A 21,967-nucleotide genomic window follows, 5' to 3' on the forward strand; every position below is an offset into this window, starting at 1 on the left:
ATGAAAATAATGATATAATAACTAATATCGGTAAAAGAAAGCGAGGTGTACCCATGAAATATATACTAATGCATAAAAATACAGAGGTTGCTGATATTGATATCGACGATGTTCTCGGAAGAATAACCGCTGTCAATAATGTTATACACAGGGAACACCTTCCTGTAGGTATAGTCCATCCTTTGCACCATAATGAAGTTGTTGATCGAGGAGCACTGAACAAATGGTGGTGTGGTCGGTCTATACCCGCAAGCAGAATGGGGATTGCCGATGCATTTGAAACACTTGGCATATATGATCCGAGTGAATTGCTGACCAAATGCTTTGGCCTCAGTCTTTCTGATCACTACTGGATAAAGCCGTCAGGCAGCAGTATGAAGTGGGAGGACGTTAATTTCTTCGATAATGAATTCTCTGATGATATCGGAGATGTTTTGTTCGGCACAAGTACCAAATCATCAGGTTTTGACTTTTATTCTCCCGATAATACCTCCGACGGTAATCTGAAGAAGCGCTGGAAGATAATAGACGGAAAGCGTTGCTTGTTGAAAGCAGGCTCAATGCCTTACAGACAGCAGCCGTATAACGAGGTCATTGCTTCAATGGTAATGGACAGACTTGGTATAGATCATGTTCCGTACAGCGTTGTCAATATCGGTAATGAGCCGTTCAGTTTATGTGAGGACTTTATCACAAAGGATACCGAACTTGTAAGTGCATACAGGATATTACAGATACGTGGGAAAGAAAACCATGAAAATGATTATCTGCACTATATTAATACCTGTAAGGAGATTGGTGTTGATATATCCGTTGCTGTCGATGATATGATAGTTGTGGACTATATTATCGCCAATGAGGACAGACATTTCAATAATTTCGGACTTCTTAGGAACGCGGAAACTCTTGAATGGATTGGTGCTGCTCCGATATTTGACAGCGGAACCTCACTTTGGTTTAATCGTTCTGAAGATCAGATAAAGAATACAGAGATTAAATGCAAGCCTTTCAAAAAGCATCACAGCGAGCAGATAAAGCTTGTTTCCGATTTCAGCAGATATGATTTTTCAAAGCTTGACGGCATAGAAAATGACATCAGAGAGGTCCTCAAAGGTCAGAAGCCAGAAAGAGTTGAGCTGATATCCGAAGCAGTAAGGAACAGGATAGAAACCTTACAGTCGTTGGCTGTTGAGCAGAATGTTAAGGAAGAAAACAGCTTTAATGACGAATACACCGAGAAAATTACTGCTGAAGAATACAACATTAATATGGATTGAGAAATATCTGCTATAGACAGTCATATTGAAACGAATATATATTAGCGGAGGGACAGATATGAGTGATAATCCTGTACTCGACAGAGAAACTTACCGAAAGATCAAAAAGATGAGCAGAGAGGAAATGCATAACTTCCTTATGCGCTATGCTGACGGTTTGCTGGCAGATGAGGATAACAAAACTATCGATCTTCCTGCTCTGGAGAATGAACTTCGACAGATAAAAGGAATAGGAGAAAAACGTCTTGAAGAAATAATGACGGTTGTAGAGAAATATCTTAATATATAGAATCAAGAGTCGCTTTTGCGACTCTTTTTTATTGGAGGTGTTACAATAAGAAATGATGGCTACAGTTGCAAAGATGCTGCTAAAAAAGATAGCGGTTACTATTTCATTTGATAAAAATAAACGAAATAGATTACTTTTAGTCTTAGGCAGTATAGTTGCCGGGTTATTTTTACTTTTCCTTATGCCAATAATGGTATTAGCATCAATGGGAGATATTGAGTTACCTGAAGTTGACGTTGATTATGATGAAGCAACTTTTATGTCTCAGCTCTCTATTGAACAACAGGAAAACATTGCGGCAGTTGAAGCAGACGGTCAGGCAATAGCAGATGCGATGGCGGCAAGAGGCTTACAGGAGCAGACTATAAAGGCACAGCTCATATATATGTCATATTTTGACGGAAACAGGCTAAATGACTTTACACCCTATGTCGAGCATTTCGCACAGGACGATGAACAGCTTATATCAAGTATCAACGCTGATTACAGCCTTGACATCGACTATGATGAGTTCATGCGGACGTATATACTGGTAATGAATTCTACTATCAACGAGTATATGTTCACAGAAAGCGGCAGTAAAAACTCTGCCGACCTTGCCGCATGGTGCAGGAACGCTTATGTATCGGGCTGGGGATATGCTGACAACAGTTTTGGAGAGCGGACAGGTGATGAGCGTATCCGCTGTGCCGATAATGTCGGACTAATAATGGGTTACGTTCGTTACGATATAGAGAATAAGACCTTCACTGATGATATTGTCGATATGTACTATACAGAACAAGGCGGTATTGATACCATGCCTGATATACAAGGCATGGGAGTATTCAATGGTACAGGCTTTGGAGTCTATGTTGGTGGAGGACAGGTTGTTTTCTCCTCTGCTATTGGCGGCTGCGTTCAGCAGCAGGCTCTCGAATACGGTAACTGGACATCGTGGTGTACCTTTGATGCGGTAAGCTATCCACAGGAGGTATGGGATAGGGTAAACGAGCTTCGTAGCGAAGAAGAAAATGAGGGAGAGTGATATTTTGAGAGTTAAGCTACGGAACAGATATGATGATAAGCACAGCATAAACGTGAATCTGCCTGCAGAGCCTATGGAGCTTTACGATATGCTCGACAGGATCGGCTCGGATAATAAATATTGTAATGTATATATGAACATCGATGATGAGCGTATTCCGAAAGCAATGTGCGACGGAGGCTTCTATGATGATATATTCAAGCTGAACTTGCTTGCACAGCGGCTTGAACAAATGTCCCCTGCCTATACCGCAGGCTTCAAAGCCGTGCTTATGGCGCATGAGGACTACAACCTTGATGACCTGATACTTGTGACATACGGATTGGAAGCATATCCGATATACCCATGCAAGGATTTTGAAGAGCTTGGCGACGTTGTTATCGACAATGATATGATACCTGAAGTTGAAAATTGTCCCGATGACCTTATACCTTATCTCGATAAAAGCTCTGTGGGCAGGCTTGCTGCGGAGAAGTTCAAAGGTACATTTGTTGGCGATTACTACTGTGAAGTTGCCGACTATGAGCCGTCTGATATGAAGATAACTATCAGTAAACCCAAGAGAAATGAGTTTCAGATACTTGTAGGAAACGATGAACATTCGGCACAGTGGATAACACTTCCATATGATAAGAAATTATCTGATAATGATATTTATGGACTCAGGACTCCGCTGCCATACATAGAGGATATCGATAATGCTTCAAGGCTGAACGAGCTTGCTGAAAAGGTCGCGGCACTTGATAAGGCTGACCTGGTAAAGCTGAAAGCTCTCATGGAGTTCGCGGAGATAGACGATATATCAAGAACGATAGAAGCCGTAGACGACCTGTCTGAATTTGATTTTGATCCGAACCCGCGTAATGAAAGTGAGTTTGGCAGAGAGTATCTGCTGAAAATATTGCCGCAGGATTTTAAGGCGGAGATATTTGACTCGTTAAATATGAGAGACTTCGGCAAGCGTATTCTTGATGCAAAGGAAGGTCTTGCGACTTCGTATGGAATAATATCTGGCTACGGACAAGAGCTCTATACTCCCATATGTACCGAACAGGAGCAGAACGAAAACAAAACTGAAACAGAAGAATTAGGAGTGAGTTTAACATGAAAGACAAGATAATTTTATCCATGAGTGAAGAAAAGCTGTCGGCACTGGAGATGTATCTGGCACAGCGCAGCACAACACTGACGGCTGAGATCGACAAATATGCAGAGCAGCTGTATACCAAAAATGTGCCGCAGAATGTTCGTGAATACATTGAGCTTACGTCGGACAGCAAGCCTGTACGTAAATCCAAACCTGTCAGGAACTCCGAGGGCAGACCGTCTTCGGAGCAGTGAGGAAAGTGTTGCAAGATAAAGCCGCGTGGTCGCGACGGTCACAGCGGACGGCGAAGCCGACCGCATATTGAGCAAAACAGCATTTGCATTTAGGGGTTGCAATTACGGCAAAATGAAAATTTCGGGGTTGCAGCTCCGAAAAAGGCTGTTTATTGGCAAAAACTTAGGAGTCGGAGGCATAAAATGGCATTTGACAACAAAATAAAATTTCCGCTGTGGGTGTATCCGCAGACGATAGAAAATGTGAGAACTCATTACAGACATGACAACTGCAAGTCGCAGAGTGAGTTCATAGAGAAAGCAATCTCGTTCTATATCGGTTACCTTGATGAAGAAAGATCTGTCAACTACATATCGCCGCTTATAACGGAAACAGTGAAAGCAACTATCGCAGGAACGGAACAAAGATTGTCTCGACTTCTGTTCAAGGTCGCGGTTGAGCTCGGAAAAGTATCAAATATGCTTGCGGCAGTAAATGATATTGACGATGAAACCTTGAGACAACTTCAGTCTATGTGCGTGAACGAAGTACGAAAAATAAATGGTATCATCAGTTACGAAGATGCAGTTGATTTTCAAAAGGAGTAAGCGTTGCCGAGGTTAGTTGTGGTGAGCCGTTATCTCAAAAGCGGCAGCAGTAAAAATCTTTCTAACTACGTTAAGTACATCGCTACCCGTGAGGGAGCAGCAACAGTAAAAGAGAATAACGGAACAACTCCTGCTACAAAAAAACAGCAGGAGCTTATTTCTTCTTTACTGAAAGATTTTTCTTACAGCAAAAACAGTTTCTTTTATGAGGAATTCAAAAACAGTCCTACGCAGAAGAATGCGTCAAAATTTATTGAAGAAACTATCGAACATAATGCTGACATAGTTGCGAACAAGAAAAACTATATGGGGTATCTTGCAAATCGTCCTGGAGCAGTAAAATTTGGATCGCACGGATTATTCTCACAGACCGACGAACCGATATCGCTTCAGAATGTCGCAAAGGAAGTTTCGGAACACAAAGGAAATGTGTGGACACACGTTGTATCTCTCCGCAGGGACGATGCACAGAAAATGGGTTACGATAATCTTAATGCGTGGAGAGAACTCATAAAGCGGCAGATACCGAATATAGCGAAATATTCCAAAATAGATATGAAAAATCTGAAATGGTATGCTGCATTTCACGATAAAGAAACAAATCCCCACGTTCATATAGTCGTGTACTCGACAAATGAGCGTGAGGGATTTCTTACGAAGCAGGGCTGCGATAAGATACGTAGCGGTTTTATGAATGATATTTATGCCGATGAGCTGAAACATCTCTATCAGCAGCAGACAGATACACGTGATCTTCTGAAAGCTGAGAGCGCAAAGCTTATGAAACAGCTTTCAAGTGATATTGCTTATAATAGTTGTATTGATACAGTGATAGTTAAACTAATGCGGAAGCTCCACGGACAGCTTAAGAACGCGAAAGGAAAAAAGGTCTATGGCTACTTACCCAAAGATACAAAGCGAACAGTTGACGAGATATTTTTCAGGCTTTCGCAGAATGAGTCCATACAGAAAATGTACAGGCTGTTGTGTGATATGGAGCAGAGCAAGCATGATTTTTACTCGTCTGCAAAGGTGAATTTCCCAGCGATGGTAGATAACGAGCACTTCAAGTCAGTGAAAAATATGATAATACGTTCTGCGGCAGAGATAGTTCCAATTGAAACTGTTGCTGAGGGAAAAGTCTTTGCAGAAGATAAGCACGATGATATAGCTGTAGTAAGTGATAACAGCGAAGTCGTTATCCAGACAGCCGCTTCGCCTGTTGCCAGTAGTGATAACAATGTATTTGCCTGTGTAGCGTTCGGACTTATGGTTAATATCAGTCGCATTATATATGATGATTATGACCGAGAGCAGCGAAAGCTCCGTTCAAAGGTCGATAAGAAGCTTAGAAAAGCTATTGATAGAAAGAAGCAGGAAATGGGAATAAAGATGGAGTGAAAAGTAGGAAGACATTTCTTATTTAATTCAAGGTGCAAATCAGGAAAAAAAGTTGCAATATAGGAAAAGGTATTGAATAAATTTTTATAATATGTTATCATAATTCTGAATAATGAAAAAGGTGGTGAAGATTTGCTAAATATTGCAATAGTTGATGATAATCTTGAATATTTAAAGATAATACATGAACATATAGACAATATAATGAATGAGCTTAAATGTGATCAATATATTTTAAAGACATTTACAGATGGAATACAGCTTATTGAAAGTGGCATAAAATATGATTTACTTCTTCTTGACATTGATATGCCAACGATTAATGGTTTTGAGCTTGCTGAAAAAATCAACAATAATACTTCAATACAGGATGCAACAACTATAATTTATATTTCAACATATGATAATCTTGTATATGAATCATTCAAATATTCTCCTTTAAGATTTATAAGAAAAAATAGAATTGATGAGGAATTGGAAGAAGCAATACAGGCATTTTTGTGTAAAAGGGAACATAATGGATATCCTCTAATGTTTTCTACTGATTTAGGAAAAAGAAGCATACATGTCAATGACATTATATATATTGAAGTTCAGAGTCATAAATTATACGTTCACGAAAAGACAAAGTTGACGATTGCAAATGGAAATCTTAAAGATGTTGAGGAGCAATTACGCACTTATGGTTTTATCAAGACTCATCAAAGTTTCCTTGTTAACTTCAGATATATCAATTTTATAAAACATAGCGAGATAATTCTTGATAATGGAATATCAATTCCGTTGTCAAGAGGCAGATATGAGCAAGTAAAAAAGGAATATATGGTATTAACGAGGGAGCTTTAATTATGATATGGCAAATATGTGAATATACAGCGACTATTATAGAATATGTTATTTATGCGGATTTTATGGTTCGCTTTTTAGATGTAAAAAAGGATAAAAATAAAATCATAAGTTTTTTCCTAATATTTTTATCAGATACGTTGCTAACATCTGTATTTAACTACTTTATGAATTTTGAAGGTATACTGTGTGTTATAAGAATAGCTTTGAATATCAGTATAGCTTTTTTTCTACTAAAGGGGACATTGTTTGAAAAAGCTTTTTCTGCTATAATTCTTGATATTACGGCACTATTTGTAAGTTTTATTTCACTTACACTTCTTGGAATGTTGTCAGGAAATTCACTTGAAGAAATGATTGAAAGCAGAGGAATGATTCGTCTGCTCAACTTGTTTATTACTAAAGTGTTTTTGTTTGCGGTAACAAGAGCTATTTTGCGTATCAGAGGAAAAAATAACCTCTCATTTGAATTTACAGAAGTATTGGGCGTATCATTTATTTTTGCTATTACGTTAGTTATTGGTATTGGCATATTCAGAGCTAACCTTAGCGCAGGTGTTGATACAGATTCACCAATATCATTGCTTATCGGCTTTGGACTTATTGCGATAAATATATTTACATATATTCTTATGAAGCGTATCAGTGACAAGAATCGCGAAAGAGAAAACCTATTGCTTGATAAAGCACAGAATGAGGCTTATTTTTCTCAGGTTACAGAGTATGAGAAGCAGTTAGATGATATGCGAAAGATACGCCATGATATAAAAAATCATCTTCAATGTTTAGCAGCGTTAATATCTCAGAATAACAATGAGCAAGCAGAAGATTATATTAATGATATAATTGAGAATAAGCTTGATTTCGGGCATTATTATATAGACACAGGAAATAAAGTTATTGATTCTGTTATAAATATGAAATTATTGCAATGCAAAAATGATAACATAACAACTGTTGTACACATTAATAAGGTCGATACTAATATTGAAGATGCAGATATGTGCGCATTATTGAGTAATATCCTTGATAACGCAATTGAAGCCTGTTCAAAAGAGACTAAAACCAAAGAGATCCATATTGATATTATGCCAAGAAAGGGATATGCAAATTTGGTTGTTAAGAATGCAATTTCAGATTCTGTTCTTGAAAGGAATCCAGAATTAAAAACTACAAAAGAAAATGTATTTATTCATGGTATAGGTATGAGGTCAGTTTCTGATATTGTTAAGAGATATGATGGTATGCTTGATTTTTATGAAAACAACAATTTCTTTATTGCTGATATTTGGCTTCCACTAAAAGGATAAAAAATGCAAATTAGGAAAAATAGTTGCAAGTTAGGAAAAGCTATTGAATTTAAATTTTTAAATGGCTATTATTTACTTAGAGTTGATCATCATGATCAATCGAATAAGTAAATTTTTAGCCATTTTTTATCAAAAAAATGAGATTGATGTATATGTTTATGGATGCGAATTTCTTATTTCAAGTATTGTTGACTTTGGAATAGCGTAAAAGGTTTGGTAATTTTTAGGAGGAAGTAATATGAAAAAAATAATTTCTATTATATCTGCACTGACATTTTTTACAACAATTCCGATTTTGACATACGCTGCTGAAAAAGATGATCCCGAACTTTATCAAAAAGCATATTCCCCTGGAGCTGACAAGGATTATCTTAGCATTATAAATTATTCGCATAACGAAGAAAGGCCACTGAACGAAGAATGCTATAAGGGCTTTTTAGAAAAATGTTCTATTCTCGAAGCAGCATATGGAGCTAAAACTAAATTTAAAGAGCTTTCATCTGACGGTTTATGTATGGGAATTGCAATGATTGAAGTTCTTTCACATAATGGAGTTATCAGTCCTTCTGATATTAAAGAAGGGGCATCTTCTCTTAAAGATATTACATATGATGAAAACGCTGATAATGTATACAGGTTATTCTGAAGGTTCAGGAAATACTTTTTATACTAATTCTTACCAAGTATATGATTGGGACAATTCCATTATAATTAATAATTAGAATCATAAACAAGTCAAATTATACATAGGAGGGAGATTTATGAAGAAATACTTTTCTATAATTACAGCGTTATGTTATTTATTCTTATTATGTTCATGTGGTAGTCGAAATGACACTGGTACTCCGCCAGGCGATGATAGTATTTCTATTGCAGAACTTGTTGGTTCAACAGAAGAAGTATCATATGAATCACTTATAAACGAAGAAATGTTCAAAGAATGTTATGAAAGTTATCTTGATGATAATAATCCGTTACAATTAAAAGATGGACCTTTTACAGAAGCTGTAGTTGCAAAGCCGTTTAAATCTGTTATTGTAGATGATAATGATGTACTTGCACCGCTTAATATTTGGATGTATCCAGTAATTAATAATGGTATATATATTGGTTTTATAAATTGTGATATAAGATATCTAAATCATAATAATACTCCATCATTTTTCGGCGGAGAAATGTTTGCTCCTAAAATAAATGAGGCACTGAAAAAAGGAAAAATAGCGTTATTTACCACTATTAACGGAACATATGGAATGTTTGATGATAATACAACTATTATGTTAGATACAAATGTTGAGTATACAGGGAAAATAACTTTTGACAAAATAAATCAAGCTTATAATTTAATAACTTCTGAGTCAGTAAATGAAATAATAAAGACGCAACAGTAAAAATGATGTTTATGATATCAGAGTACAGAAAGGCGACATAAACTGTGATGGTAAAATAGATGCAGTATATGCTTCAAAAGTGTTGTCTTTATATGCTGAGCTTTCAACTATGGGAAATAATCAGATAAATTATTCAATTGGTGATGTTAATGGAGATGGTTTTATTGATTCTGTTGATGCATCGAAAATACTTGCAGAATATGCAAGCAATTCAGTTATTATGAAATAAATGGTTTAAATGTGAAATATGATAGATAAAAATGAAACATTAATTTTAGTATGAATAAAATGCTAAGATTATTAGTACAAATAGTAAGATAACTATTTTTCATATTCACTCATAGCTTTAACAGTTGCCTTAACGATCTCCAGATCGCGTTCATTGCAATTGTTGAGCATACGGACAAGATCTTCTATCTCAGATTCTTTAGACGGTTTTTCGGGGTAGAAGATTGAGTCCGAAGAAATGTTTAAATATCGGATCAGCTTATAAAGAACATCAAAGCTTGGTGTTTTTCCTTCATTTTCAATTCGATACAAATATCTTTCAGATACACCAACTTTATCAGCAAGGGCTTCAATTGTTAAGTTTGAACGCTTCCTTGCTTTTTTTATGAGCTGACCAACTGTTTCAGTATTTTTATGCACTTCTGGTTCACCTCCTATAAGAATAATTATACATACATATAATGGGAAATATAATGGCACAGAAGTACAAATTTACTGAACTGTTAGTTCATATGTATCGGCTGCCCGTCAAAAAAAAACGAATTTTTTGACGGGCTTTAGGTGTTTGTATTAATTCCTTCAGTCTGTTTATCGGTTAGACTGGAGGAATTTTTTTGCTTGTATTGGGCAGAATATTCAATGGTTATTATGACAGCGGTAATTTAAAAAAACGCTTTTCAACCATTGATAGATCTGCCACCTCTTATACTGAACTCACAGTACATGAAAAACATGACATAGCGCTTATCAAATGCAGTTTTGCAAATGATAAGCGCTATTTTTATATATTCATACTGTTTACAATACGTGCTCCTCCAAAGCTTATTCACTCGTTTCGATAAAAATGATGTGAATGGCAAGGAGGATAATATTGGAGATTTATTATCATAAAGCTCTATACAAAACAGCTCCCCAAAACATCGTTTCACATATTGAAATAATAAACCGCATTAATAACCGCAGTGATAAATATATTTTTCTCATTATCCTTTGTAAAAAGGATAATGTATGACAGCACGGTTATTGACATATAAATGGCTATGTTTAGTCGCTAAGTATCCTTGATCCTTCGTTTTGATTCGACTATAAGAATTCAAAACGGAGGATAAAAATGGCATATAATCATTCAGAAGAAGAAAAGAAATTCAAAGAGCAGCTAAAACAGAATGAGCAGTTATATCGTGAATTCGGTATGACTGATGAACAAATTGCTGCAATAAAAGAGTATGATGAGCGCGTCTATAAGCTCGACCGTGCATTTTACAGGAGAATCCTGCTTATTGAGCAGCCTGAAAATGTAACTGATACTATAATTGATGAACATTCTTATACATACCTTGAGAAATACTGGACTGACTTTATTGATTGTGAAGAAAAATATTTCAGGATTATGAAAGTATCGGCTGTAATGAGAAAAGCGTTCTATATGTATAAAGTCCTGGGAATGACTCAGGATGAGATTTCGTCAAAATTATCAATTCCACAGAGGACTATATCGTATTGGATTGTAAAAATCTCTGAAATTCTTAAGTAAGTTGCTGAGAGCAACTGTTTTCGTGGGCTATATTATGTAGGGCAAATAACGTTCCTGCACTGTAGCTTGAAAAAAGAATAGCAGCAACAAGGATACGTTGATCCTGCGTCGGACTAAAATTCGGCAGCCAAAGAAACCATACGCTTGCGATAAATATGACGTTTCAGAATGCGGAGCAGCTCTCTGCAAGGCGATGAAAGCAGGAATATAATGATACTTCCGTCCAGTCACAGAATCACGCAATGAGGGCGGCTCTATGCGAACCGTAGAGGGATACGACTTCCATGAGGTCAGCAGCTACTGACCGTTCTTGTTGTTCCGACATGACGGGGCGAGTGCGAATATCATGAAAAACGTCTGCAAAAAGAATCAGACGAAGGCTTAAGAGTTATATAATTCTGCGCCTGCCAGTAACGACGGGCGCAGATATAACATAAGTGTATAAGCACAGTTATACATTTATGCTATATCTATCATAAGATATAGGAGTGTGATAAATTGCAGAAAGAACTTAGCTGGGACGAGCTGAGGAAACGGCTAAAAACAGCTAAACTAAGAAAAGAGTACAAGTGCAGAAAATGCATATGGTCTGACACAAAATCAGGCTATATTTTATGTACCAGACAAAAATGTGTAAAGGAGCGGGAAAAATGAAAAAATACGGACAAGCTGACGTTATGTGTGCTGTAATACATATGTTTCTTGCACAGCTGGATCTGCTCACAGAGGAGCAGAAAAAAGAAATTGAAAGCATGAGTATAGCTGAGATAACTGGACAGTATCCATCAGCGGCACAATGGGAGATAGAACGATGATACGTTTAATAATCGGAATGATAATCGGTGGCTGCATTGGTATTTTTGCAATGTGCCTATGTATTATCGCAGGTAAAGTAGACGAAAACAAATATTAGTCGGTTCTGCACAGTTTCAACTCCGAAAAATAGGTGGTTGTGGTGATTACATTCGTGAGGTAAAAACGGTATAATGTGGCTGAGAACGGAGGTGGCCGAAATGCCGACAGTAACAGTTATACAGCCGAAAGTTACAGATGATACACAAAGCTTGCTGCGAGTAGCGGCATATTGCAGAGTATCATCAAGTAGTGACGATCAGCTCAATTCATATAACTCTCAGCTTACATATTACAGTCATAAATTTGAGGAGTCAGAAACAGAGTGCCTTATTGATATATATGCCGATGAGGGAATAAGCGGAACATCCGAGGAAAAGAGAAATGAATTCCTTCGCCTTATAGATGATTGCAGGCATGGGAAGATAGACCGAGTATACACGAAGTCTATCAGCCGCTTTGCCCGTAATACAAGGGACTGCCTTAAGAATATCCGCGAGTTGAAATCGCTGGGTATTACGATAATGTTTGAAAAAGAGAACATTGATACCGCGAATATAAATGATGAACTTATGATTACAATTATGGGCGGACTGGCACAAGAGGAATCCATTTCTATTTCAGAAAATATGAAATGGAGTATACGCCGAAAGATGAAGAGTGGAACTTGTGCTCAGGTTCACGCCCCGTTTGGATATAGACTGGATAATAAAGGATTAGTAATTAACGAAAGAGAAGCTGCTATCGTTCAGGATATATTTAATAGTTATGTAAATGGGAACGGTATTCAAAGTACTGTTGATTTTATAAATAAGAAATATGCAGGCATAGTAAAGCTTTCATATTCTACAATTAGCTATATACTTAGAAATGAAAGGTATATCGGTGATTCGCTGTTTCAAAAAACATTTTGTCCTGATATTTTTGCACAGAAAAGGTGCTTGAATAAAGGCGAAAAGGATATGTACTATATAGAAAACACTCATGAACCGATAATTTCAAGAGAAACATTTGAAATTGCTCATAAGATATTGGAGAAGCGCTTTATAAATAACACAGAGCGAAAAGAGCATATTTTTTCCAAAAAGATCGTATGCGGTAAATGTAATAGTAATTTCCATCGGAAAAAGTGCAGGGATAAATATTATTGGGTATGTAATAAACATGATTACAGCGCAAGTCTGTGTGAAGCAAGGAAAATAACGGAAGACAGCGTGAAAGAAGCATTTATAAGGCTATTTAATATACTGTACTCAAATTATTCAGAATTGATCATTTCTATGCATAGATCACTGCAAGAATTAATGACTAAAAATACAAAAGACAGTGCGAATATTATCGAGATACGCCGAAGCATATTGAAGTTAAAGGAACAGTTGAAAGTTATAGCAACGCTTCGGACGAAAGGATTTCTTAATGAAGCTAAATATATGGAGCAAAGTACCGAAGTAAATGTAAAGATAAAAAAGCTGTATAAGGATATCCGTTTGTTATCGCAGTCAGATGATATTATGCTGAACGATATAGAAATGCTCATAGGGTATTTTGAAAAGCGTGAGTATATAATGTTTGAATTCGAGCCACAGGCTTTTGAATTTTTAATAGATAAGATCATTGTTAATAATAATACACTTGGGTTTCATATAATAGGAAGTCTGATATTTATAGAAGAAATATAGTCAACACCTTTTATATGTTGATGGGACGCATGGAATAATAGTTAACTGTATAAAATCAAGACTCTGAAATGCATTAATTTGTCCCTAAACTATTGACATTTGTCCCAATATATGATATACTGCTATAAGTAGGAGGTGTTGCTTTATGAAAAAACAAAATGTTTTGAATCTTATTCGATACCATGTTGAGAGAAATGAAAGCGCATTTCGTAACGAAGCAATAAGCATAGCACGTGATTTTGATAGCGTTGGTGATAACCAGTTAGCTGAATATATCATGAGTCTTGTGGCTCAAGCTAATCAATATATTCCGCAGGCGAGTGATTTTGAAAGTGAATATTTAAAACAGATAGATATAAAGAATTTAGAACCACTAAATTTGCCTATAGCTGTTACAGAGGATATTAAAGGCGTAATTAATGCAATAAATCATAATGTTGGAATTAACAAGTTTTTATTTGAAGGGAAGCCTGGCACTGGCAAAACGGAAGCAGTTAAACAAATTGCAAGACTTTCAAGCAGGACATTGTTTTGTGTGAATTTTGATAATCTTATTGACAGTAAATTAGGTCAGACGAATAAAAATATTTCAACAGTATTTCAAGAAATAAATTCGCTTCCATATCCTGGAAAAATTATAATTCTTTTTGATGAAATTGATGTAATTGCGTTGGATCGAATCAATTCAAATGATGTTCGCGAAATGGGGCGCGTTACTTCGACGATATTAAGAGAGTTAGACAGGTTATCTGATTTAAACAATGAAATTGTTCTTATTGCTACAACAAATTTATACGACAACTTTGACAAGGCACTAATAAGAAGATTTGATGCAACTATTAATTTTAATAGGTATAGTAAAGAAGATCTTATCGAGATTGCAGAATCTTATTTGAATTCTTTTATAAAGGTTTTTAAAGGAATATCAAAAGACATTAGACTATTTAAGAAAATACTTAATATACCTAACAAACTTCCATATCCGGGAGAATTAAAGAACCTTATTAAGACTTCATTAGCTTTTAGTGATGTTGATTACGAATTTGACTATTTAAGAAGACTTTACAGTAGATTGATAAAAAACCTTGATGATGTAGATGTTAATCAATTATCAACTCAAGGATTTACTGTAAGAGAAATAGAAAAGCTTAAAGGCGAATCCAAAAGTTCAGTTGCAAGAAAAATAAGTAAGGAGGATTAATAGATGAATGATGTATTGGAATTAAAAGGAAAACGTTTCGTTCAAGCAGCCAAGGCAGCTGGTAGTGGCGGAGTTTCAATGAATGGAAAAATAATTGTAACAAGTGAACATATCTGCAATTTGATAGCGCGCTTACAAGTAATTCGCAGCTTTTGGCTTAATGAAAACAGACCTTTTAGTGGCATTCTTATTAGTGTGTACTATAATAAGATTGTTGCCAAAAGCAATCGTGTATCCGGGCTTCTAAAAGGGGCTGATTCCAATCATTCGATAGTAGGTGCTAAATTCAACGCTGAAAAGACTAAGCATATCATAACTTACTATATAAATTTTAATGATTTAGATAATACAATCTCTTTGCTGAATAGTTGTAACCACGTGTTAATTGATTGTTTGAATAAGAAAATTGATCAAAACGCATTTAAAAGTGATATTATTGATAGGATCAATTTTAAAAAATATGGTATTAGCAAATCATGTTTTAAACAAGTAATTGCTGATATATCATATATTGATACCTTTGAAATTGAGACAATGAACTCTCAAATAAAACAGAGTATTATTACATTATATGACACAGGTCTTGATACTAAAACTCTTTTAAAAGAATTTGGAATAGAGGTCATTAACAGCCATATTCTTGACAATTTAACTGTTTTTCTTGACGAAAATCAGTTTAAAGCATTAGTTGAAAGAGCACCTTATCTTATTGCAATGGCTACTGAAGATTTATCTGCATTATCACCATTTGATTTTAATAATATAGATAATAATGGGTTAATGTATATTCCCGAGCCAGGAATAGAACCAACAATAGGCGTTATTGATACTTTGTTTTGTGAAGATGTTTATTTCAGCAAATGGGTTGAATATCATGATATGACTGATGATAATATCCCCAAAACAACAGAAGATCAACGTCACGGAACAGCTGTTTCCTCAATAATAGTTGACGGTCCTACTCTAAACCCTTGGTTAGATGATGGGTGCGGAAGATTTAAGGTAAGACATTTTGGAGTAGCTAAGAAATCAGGCTTCTCTTCTTTTACAATTATTAAACTTATCAGGCAGATTGTTGCAGACAATAGAGATATTAAAGTATGGAATATATCACTTGGAAGTGATTCAGAGATAAGTGATAACTTTATTTCAGCTGAGGCAGCTGTACTTGATCAAATACAATACGAAAATGATGTTATTTTTGTAATTGCTGGTACAAATAAATCAAGTGATATTATTCAAAAAATAGGTTCTCCAGCTGATTCTATAAACAGTATGGTGGTAAATTCTGTAACCAAATCTGGAGTGTCAACAACTTATTCACGGCGTGGACTCGCTTTAAGTTTTTTTGCTAAGCCGGATGTCAGCTATTATGGCGGAAGCAAAGAACAGTATATACATGTCTGTGAACCGCTTGGCGATGCTAATGTTTCTGGAACGTCTTTTGCTGCTCCTTGGATTGCAAGAAAACTTTCGTATTTAATTGATGTTCTTGGAATGAATAGAGAGGTTGCTAAAGCGATGATTATTGATGCTGCACGAGGATGGAATACTCAGGTAACGCCAGAAGTCATTTCTTTATATGGTCATGGTATTGTTCCCATTAGAATTGAACAGATAATACAATCGCAAGATGATGAAATAAAGTTCTTAGTTACTGATATTAGTGAAAAATGGAACACATATAATTATCATTTTCCTATTCCTATGAAAGGTGATCATTATCCTTATATCGCCAAAGCTACAATGTGTTATTTTCCTATTTGTAACAGATCTCAAGGTGTAGACTATACAAATACTGAATTAAATTTGCATTTTGGTCGAATTGGAGATGATGGAAGAATAAAAGAAATAAATGATGATAAACAAAATCTTTCAACAGGTGCAATTACATCGGCAGGATATATACTTGAGGGCGATGCAAGAGCTCTTTTCAGAAAATGGGATAATGTTAAGTACATCTCCGAAGATCCACAAAAGTCTAAACGAACTAAGCCATCATATAAAAATAAAAACTGGGGAATGGAAGTAAAAACCAATAATCGCTTAGATCCAAAAGATGGTGTAGGACTCAGGTTCGGTGTCGTTGTAACAGTTAAGGCTATTGATGGTGTAAATAGAATTGATGAATTTATCAGAAATTGTCACCTTAATGGTTGGATAGTCAATGTTGTTGAAATTCAGAACAGAATTGATCTTCATGAAAAAATCAATGAAGAAATTGAATTTGAACAATAGTTTTCCATTTGTTATTAATTCTGTGAGAAAAATAGAATTATTTCTACGATATCTGTAAGATGTAAACACGGCATTTATGCTCCCTGTCTAAAATGCAGGGAGTATTTTTGTCGGTTGTGGTGAATAGAAAAAACAACTCCTTTGTGGTATAGTGGTGTCAGAGAGGAGGTGCAGAAAATGGGCAAAAATAGAACTATACCATTTGGATATATGATGAAAAACGGAGCTATAACCACTGATCCTGCGGAAGTGCTTGCAGTTCTTACTGTTTTCAGTGAGTATATGGCAGGCAAGAGCCTTAATGAGATCGCCAGAAATATGGGAGTCCCATACAGTGAAAATGTCGGCTGGAATAAGAATATGGTCAAGCGTGTACTTGAGAATGATAAGTATCTCGGTACAGATATTTATCCGCAGCTTATAAGTGAGGAAGTGTTCAGGGCGGTAAATGAGCGTAAAAGTGCCAAGGCAACGTCGCTTTGCATAGTTCCTGATGAGTTACAGGCAGTTCGCAGTATTACTGTATGTAAGAAATGCGGAAAAAGACTATTCAGGACTAAAGCTGAGTTATGGGATTGCCGAAATAGCAAGTGTCACTCATACTTGTTCAAACTGACCGATGAAATGCTTACAGGTGCGATACTGAATATTTTGAATACTGTTATTGCAAATCCTGTACTCATTGATGTTAAAGCTACAATAAGCAAATATGTAAAATCTTCAGAAATACTCTGCAAGCAGTCTGATATAGACCGTGCCATTGATAATGGCACTAAAACTGCTGAAGAAATAAGGAACGATATTATCTTACTTGCAGAGCTTAAATATAAACGATGTGAATACAGTGATGTCCCACAGAAAACAGCTCTGTTGAGATCACTGTTAAATGATAGAACTCAACTGAATACTATTGATATTGGCTTGCTTTTATCCTGTGTAAAACGGATAACGGTGAGCCATTCGTGCATTATAGAGGCTGAATTCATCAATGGTGTTATAATCACAAATGAGACTGAAAGGAGCGATGACAGTGGAAGCAGCACCTAATGTAAGGATAATCCCTGCAAGCAAACAGACTTTTGGCAGTACGAACATTGCTAAAAAGCTCAATGTTGCTGCATACTGCCGAGTAAGTACGGATCAGGAGGAACAGCAGAACAGCTATCAGGTTCAGATAGAGTATTATACCAGTTATATAAACGCTAATCCTGAATGGAATTTTGCAGGTATATTTGCAGACGAGGGCATAAGCGGTACTCAGACCAAGAACAGAACTGAATTCAACCGTATGATAAGAATGTGCAAAAAGAAAAAGATAGATCTTGTGCTTTGTAAATCTACAAGCCGTTTTGCGCGTAATACTGTAGATTGCCTTGATCATATAAGAATGCTGAAAAGCCTTGGTATCGGTGTTATATTCGAGAAAGAGAATATAAATACGCTTACAGCACAGAGCGAGTTTATACTCGCTTTATATAGCAGCTTCGCACAGGCAGAAAGTGAGTCAATAAGCAAAAATGTCACACTTGGTAATCAAATGGCCTTCAAAGAAGGAAAGGTGCGATATCAGTATAGGGGGCTGCTTGGATATAAGAAAGGCGAAGACGGTAAGCCTGAGATAGTACCAGAGGAAGCTGAATCTGTAAAAATGGTTTATAAGCTGTTCCTTGACGGAATGTCGCATAAGGGAATTGCCAAATATATGAATGAGCATAATTATCCGAACCGCAGTTCTACCGGTTTATGGATCAATACAATGGTTAAACGTATTCTTGAAAATGAAAAATATATAGGCGACTGCTTGATGCAAAAAACATTTACTGTTGATTGTATATCGCATAAGGCTGTTAAGAATAAAGGGGAGCGTCCTATGTATTATGTCAGCGGCTGTCACCCTGCTATTATCGATAAAAATACTTTTAATCGGGTACAACAGGAAATAGCACGTCGTAATTCCAAACGTTCAGGAAGTACAAAGAATCTTACCGAGCAGAGCAAATACAGCAGCAAATATGCTTTGACAGACCTATTATTCTGCGGAGAATGCGGTACGCCATGTCGGCGTTGCAGATGGACTTCACATAACAGAAACAGGACGGTATGGCGGTGTCTGAATCGCTTTGAACACGGTCCGAAATACTGTAAATCTCCTACAATAGATGAACAACCGCTTCATAATGCCATTGTACGAGCTATAAATGAATTTTACCAATGCAGCGATGATGTTGCAAATATACTGAAGAATGCCACAGATACTGTTCTATCAGCATCAGACGACTGTGAAATAAAGCAAATCGAGCAGCGGCTTAAAGATATTGATAATGCCAGAAATGATTTTATTGATCTTATTGCCACAGGAGCTTCTTCTGCCGATTCTTTCGACGAAGAGTTTGCAAGGCTATATGACGAAGAAGAACAGTTAAGTCAGAAACTGGCTTTACTAAAATCACAGGAAAACGCTATCCAGAGCGAGCTGATGGAAGAAATAAAAACTGATATTGATAGCAGATCCTTTAAGTTAGAACAGTATGATGACGTATTGGTACGCGGGATAATTGAATGTGTGAAAATACTCAGCAAAGACGAAATATCTGTAACTTTCAAAGGCGGATATGAGGTGAAAGCAGGATTATCGCATTTTTGATGCATGAAAATAAAAGGCGAAGAAATGGAGAAGAAAAAGGAGAAGAAATGGCTGGAAGGGCGGAGTAAGTAATCCTGTTGATTTCTGATGAATCAGAGTATGCTTTATATGATGTATCTTCTTATTTGATTGTCAAAAAAACTGAATTACTATTAAAAAGCAAACATCAAATCGTTTTTAGTGTGACATGAAAAAAGGATTGAACAAATAGGTTCAATCCTTTTTTATAATCAAACATTTTTACGATTAAATCGAATATTAAACTATTTTTTATTATATAAAGTTGATTGGTAAAAACATATGTAGTATAATGTTAGTAAAAATTAATTAGGGGGATAAATATGGAAAGGTTTATTAATTTATGGAATATTGAAGGCAAAGACGTAAAAGAGATTTCAGAGCTAATAATTGATCATAACTATATTGAGTTTCATAGAAGGAACTGGTATTGGCCTTTACCAGTTGAATTTGTAGGAATAAATAATGGTCAAAGAATAAAAGTCTTTACTGATGGAATGAGTGATTTTCAAAAGTATAAATCCTTAGAAGATGCCTACACATTTAAAGTTAAATATATTTTGATACAGGACAATGATTTTGAAGTAGGTAGAGAAGTTAAAGGAATAAAATCGCTTTCATTCTTTATCCCTGAATTAGTTGAATGGCTGAATGTTTATACTGTATGTTTGCATAGAAATACTCAGGGAAAGCAATTGATCATAGAAAAAGATGTTGAGGAAATTATTCTAAATAAAAACATACCAGAAATAAAAATTGTTTTTAAAACTTGTAATTCTATCGCAGAATCAGCTTATAAGGATTATAATTCTATTACATTAAGTAAGTTACCGATGATAGAGATTAATTATAATGACGAAGTAGATATATTTACAGTTCGAAATGATATCAAAACTGTAATTAGATTTTTTTCTTTACTGATAGGATATTCTTCTTACATTGATAGTATTGTTTTGAAATATAGTAACAGTAAAACATCAAGATTATATATAAATGAAGACTTTTCTTATAATAAAACGCGTAGTTCGGCATTAGAATGTATGAGAACCAAATATGATAATCAGAATATTGATGTTAAAAAACTATTTGGAGGATGGTATAAATTTTGTAATGAGGAGAAGTATAAATTTATAATTAAGATGTTTTTCGATAACAATCAAAATAAGGAATATTTTGCTGAAGATATTATTGTTCAATATGTAAAAATACTTGAAGGATACTACTTAAGAGAAAATAATGAAGAAGAGAAATCCAGAAATATGAAAAAGGAGATTGAGAAAGTTGGAAAAGAGATAAAAAAATTAATATTTACAGATGAAGGAAAGCCAATATTTGAACAAGTTTTAGAAAAAGCAGATATTGATTGGAAGTATAATTCGGCACATGCTCAAGATATTGCCAATTGGATAGCAAATGGGTACTTGTCCAGGAAAGGATTAAGTAATAAGTTAAAAGAATTGGATGAACGTTTCTTTTCAGTTATTGCCAATAATTCGGATTATATTAGAGGCTTTGATAAAAAGAATATCGATAATTGGAATGTGTATAAGGCGATTGTAGATACAAGGAATTACTATTCTCATTATAAAGCAGATGACAAAGGTTTAATGAATTTTAATCAAATATGCGAAGCAATCAAGTGTATGAAGGCTCTAATAGTTATGATTTTTTATTCCAAAATGGAAATGCCAATAGATAATATTAAAAAAGTAATTTCTATTGATCCCGAGTTTCGTATGAATACTATGTTTTTAAAAGAGAAAAGAGAATAGAACGCCATTAATGAACTATAATTGGGTGATAATATAGGGGAAAGGAAAAGATAGGGATTCGAATCGCTTCAACTCTCCAAAATGGTGAATCAATTTAGATCCCAAGCTAAAAACTCCCGATTTTACGGGAGTTTTTTTGTTTTAAGAGAGAAAATTTTTCAAGGTGAAGCCGTAGATCCCGAGCCATAAAAATTGGATTCGAACCCTTTTAAGGAACCTTTTCAGAGCAGCTTTCGAGGTCGTCAGGAGTCCAAAACGGATTATCCGTCCCAAATGTATATGCCGACCACAGAACTGTATCTGCACGGGGGGTGAACCGCGCCTTAACGGA

The 21,967-nt window shown here is 35.6% G+C and carries 22 protein-coding genes; 21 read left to right on the top strand and 1 reads right to left on the bottom strand.

Going from position 1 to position 21,967, the window contains the following annotated elements:
* The first annotated feature begins 53 nt into the window (after window positions 1-53).
* From QZZ41_RS03350 to QZZ41_RS15400, 12 genes are all read left to right on the top strand, one after another.
* On the top strand, window positions 54-1,277 hold the full coding sequence (locus QZZ41_RS03350; protein WP_295068164.1) for a HipA domain-containing protein: 1,224 nt from the start codon (window positions 54-56) through the stop codon (window positions 1,275-1,277).
* 58 nt (window positions 1,278-1,335) lie between these two features.
* Window positions 1,336-1,566: a hypothetical protein gene (locus tag QZZ41_RS03355; RefSeq protein ID WP_295068168.1), complete on the top strand. Its 231-nt coding sequence runs from the start codon at window positions 1,336-1,338 to the stop codon at window positions 1,564-1,566.
* A gap of 205 nt (window positions 1,567-1,771) precedes the next feature.
* Complete coding sequence (locus QZZ41_RS03360; RefSeq protein ID WP_295068174.1) at window positions 1,772-2,593, top strand: hypothetical protein; 822 nt, start codon at window positions 1,772-1,774, stop codon at window positions 2,591-2,593.
* A 4-nt stretch (window positions 2,594-2,597) separates the two neighbouring features.
* Window positions 2,598-3,701: a hypothetical protein gene (locus tag QZZ41_RS03365; RefSeq protein WP_295068178.1), complete on the top strand. Its 1,104-nt coding sequence runs from the start codon at window positions 2,598-2,600 to the stop codon at window positions 3,699-3,701.
* Window positions 3,698-3,934 carry a DUF6103 family protein gene (locus tag QZZ41_RS03370; RefSeq protein WP_295068182.1) on the top strand — a complete coding sequence of 79 codons (237 nt, stop codon included), beginning with the start codon at window positions 3,698-3,700 and terminating at the stop codon, window positions 3,932-3,934. The genes QZZ41_RS03365 and QZZ41_RS03370 overlap by 4 nt, the downstream gene beginning before the upstream one ends.
* Before the next feature lie 183 nt (window positions 3,935-4,117).
* Window positions 4,118-4,522: a hypothetical protein gene (locus QZZ41_RS03375; protein ID WP_295068184.1), complete on the top strand. Its 405-nt coding sequence runs from the start codon at window positions 4,118-4,120 to the stop codon at window positions 4,520-4,522.
* A gap of 3 nt (window positions 4,523-4,525) precedes the next feature.
* Entirely contained in the window at window positions 4,526-5,923 is a 1,398-nt protein-coding gene (gene mobP3, locus QZZ41_RS03380) for a MobP3 family relaxase (RefSeq protein WP_295068187.1), read from the top strand.
* 132 nt (window positions 5,924-6,055) lie between these two features.
* Window positions 6,056-6,769 (top strand): LytTR family DNA-binding domain-containing protein, encoded by a 714-nt coding sequence (locus tag QZZ41_RS03385; protein ID WP_295068188.1) that lies wholly within the window; start codon window positions 6,056-6,058, stop codon window positions 6,767-6,769.
* A gap of 2 nt (window positions 6,770-6,771) precedes the next feature.
* Window positions 6,772-8,079: a GHKL domain-containing protein gene (locus tag QZZ41_RS03390; RefSeq protein WP_295068190.1), complete on the top strand. Its 1,308-nt coding sequence runs from the start codon at window positions 6,772-6,774 to the stop codon at window positions 8,077-8,079.
* Window positions 8,080-8,317: 238 nt separating this feature from the next.
* A complete protein-coding gene (locus tag QZZ41_RS03395; protein WP_295068193.1) occupies window positions 8,318-8,725 on the top strand; it encodes a hypothetical protein in 408 nt (135 codons plus the stop codon).
* A 115-nt stretch (window positions 8,726-8,840) separates the two neighbouring features.
* Window positions 8,841-9,470 (top strand): hypothetical protein, encoded by a 630-nt coding sequence (locus QZZ41_RS03400; RefSeq protein ID WP_295068196.1) that lies wholly within the window; start codon window positions 8,841-8,843, stop codon window positions 9,468-9,470.
* Between the two features lie 37 nt (window positions 9,471-9,507).
* Complete coding sequence (locus QZZ41_RS15400; protein WP_367267438.1) at window positions 9,508-9,699, top strand: hypothetical protein; 192 nt, start codon at window positions 9,508-9,510, stop codon at window positions 9,697-9,699.
* A 92-nt stretch (window positions 9,700-9,791) separates the two neighbouring features.
* Here the strand turns inward: QZZ41_RS15400 and QZZ41_RS03405 are convergent, their stop codons facing one another.
* Window positions 9,792-10,118, bottom strand: a complete 327-nt coding sequence (locus tag QZZ41_RS03405) for a helix-turn-helix transcriptional regulator (RefSeq protein WP_295068199.1) — start codon at window positions 10,116-10,118, stop codon at window positions 9,792-9,794.
* Window positions 10,119-10,809: 691 nt separating this feature from the next.
* Here QZZ41_RS03405 and QZZ41_RS03410 point away from each other — a divergent pair.
* The 9 genes from QZZ41_RS03410 (at window position 10,810) to QZZ41_RS03450 (ending at window position 21,636) form a co-directional block, all read left to right on the top strand.
* Complete coding sequence (locus QZZ41_RS03410) at window positions 10,810-11,232, top strand: sigma factor-like helix-turn-helix DNA-binding protein (RefSeq protein ID WP_295068202.1); 423 nt, start codon at window positions 10,810-10,812, stop codon at window positions 11,230-11,232.
* Between the two features lie 650 nt (window positions 11,233-11,882).
* Window positions 11,883-12,047, top strand: coding sequence for a hypothetical protein (locus QZZ41_RS03415; RefSeq protein WP_295068205.1), 165 nt, complete (start codon window positions 11,883-11,885; stop codon window positions 12,045-12,047).
* 17 nt (window positions 12,048-12,064) lie between these two features.
* The gene (locus tag QZZ41_RS03420; protein ID WP_295068562.1) at window positions 12,065-12,145 is read left to right on the top strand and encodes a DUF3789 domain-containing protein; all 81 of its coding nucleotides are present in this window, start codon (window positions 12,065-12,067) and stop codon (window positions 12,143-12,145) included.
* Between the two features lie 100 nt (window positions 12,146-12,245).
* Complete coding sequence (locus QZZ41_RS03425) at window positions 12,246-13,763, top strand: recombinase family protein (RefSeq protein WP_295068206.1); 1,518 nt, start codon at window positions 12,246-12,248, stop codon at window positions 13,761-13,763.
* A 145-nt stretch (window positions 13,764-13,908) separates the two neighbouring features.
* Window positions 13,909-14,964 carry an ATP-binding protein gene (locus QZZ41_RS03430; protein ID WP_295068208.1) on the top strand — a complete coding sequence of 352 codons (1,056 nt, stop codon included), beginning with the start codon at window positions 13,909-13,911 and terminating at the stop codon, window positions 14,962-14,964.
* Window positions 14,965-14,967: 3 nt separating this feature from the next.
* Window positions 14,968-17,202 (top strand): S8 family peptidase, encoded by a 2,235-nt coding sequence (locus tag QZZ41_RS03435; protein ID WP_295068211.1) that lies wholly within the window; start codon window positions 14,968-14,970, stop codon window positions 17,200-17,202.
* Window positions 17,203-17,379: 177 nt separating this feature from the next.
* Window positions 17,380-18,249 carry a recombinase family protein gene (locus tag QZZ41_RS03440; RefSeq protein WP_295068214.1) on the top strand — a complete coding sequence of 290 codons (870 nt, stop codon included), beginning with the start codon at window positions 17,380-17,382 and terminating at the stop codon, window positions 18,247-18,249.
* Window positions 18,233-19,846 (top strand): recombinase family protein, encoded by a 1,614-nt coding sequence (locus tag QZZ41_RS03445; protein ID WP_295068217.1) that lies wholly within the window; start codon window positions 18,233-18,235, stop codon window positions 19,844-19,846. Before QZZ41_RS03440 ends, QZZ41_RS03445 begins: the two co-directional genes overlap by 17 nt.
* 341 nt (window positions 19,847-20,187) lie before the next feature.
* A complete protein-coding gene (locus QZZ41_RS03450) occupies window positions 20,188-21,636 on the top strand; it encodes a HEPN domain-containing protein (protein WP_295068221.1) in 1,449 nt (482 codons plus the stop codon).
* Window positions 21,637-21,967: the final 331 nt, after the last annotated feature.

It is taken from the genome of Ruminococcus sp., from assembly GCF_016283395.1.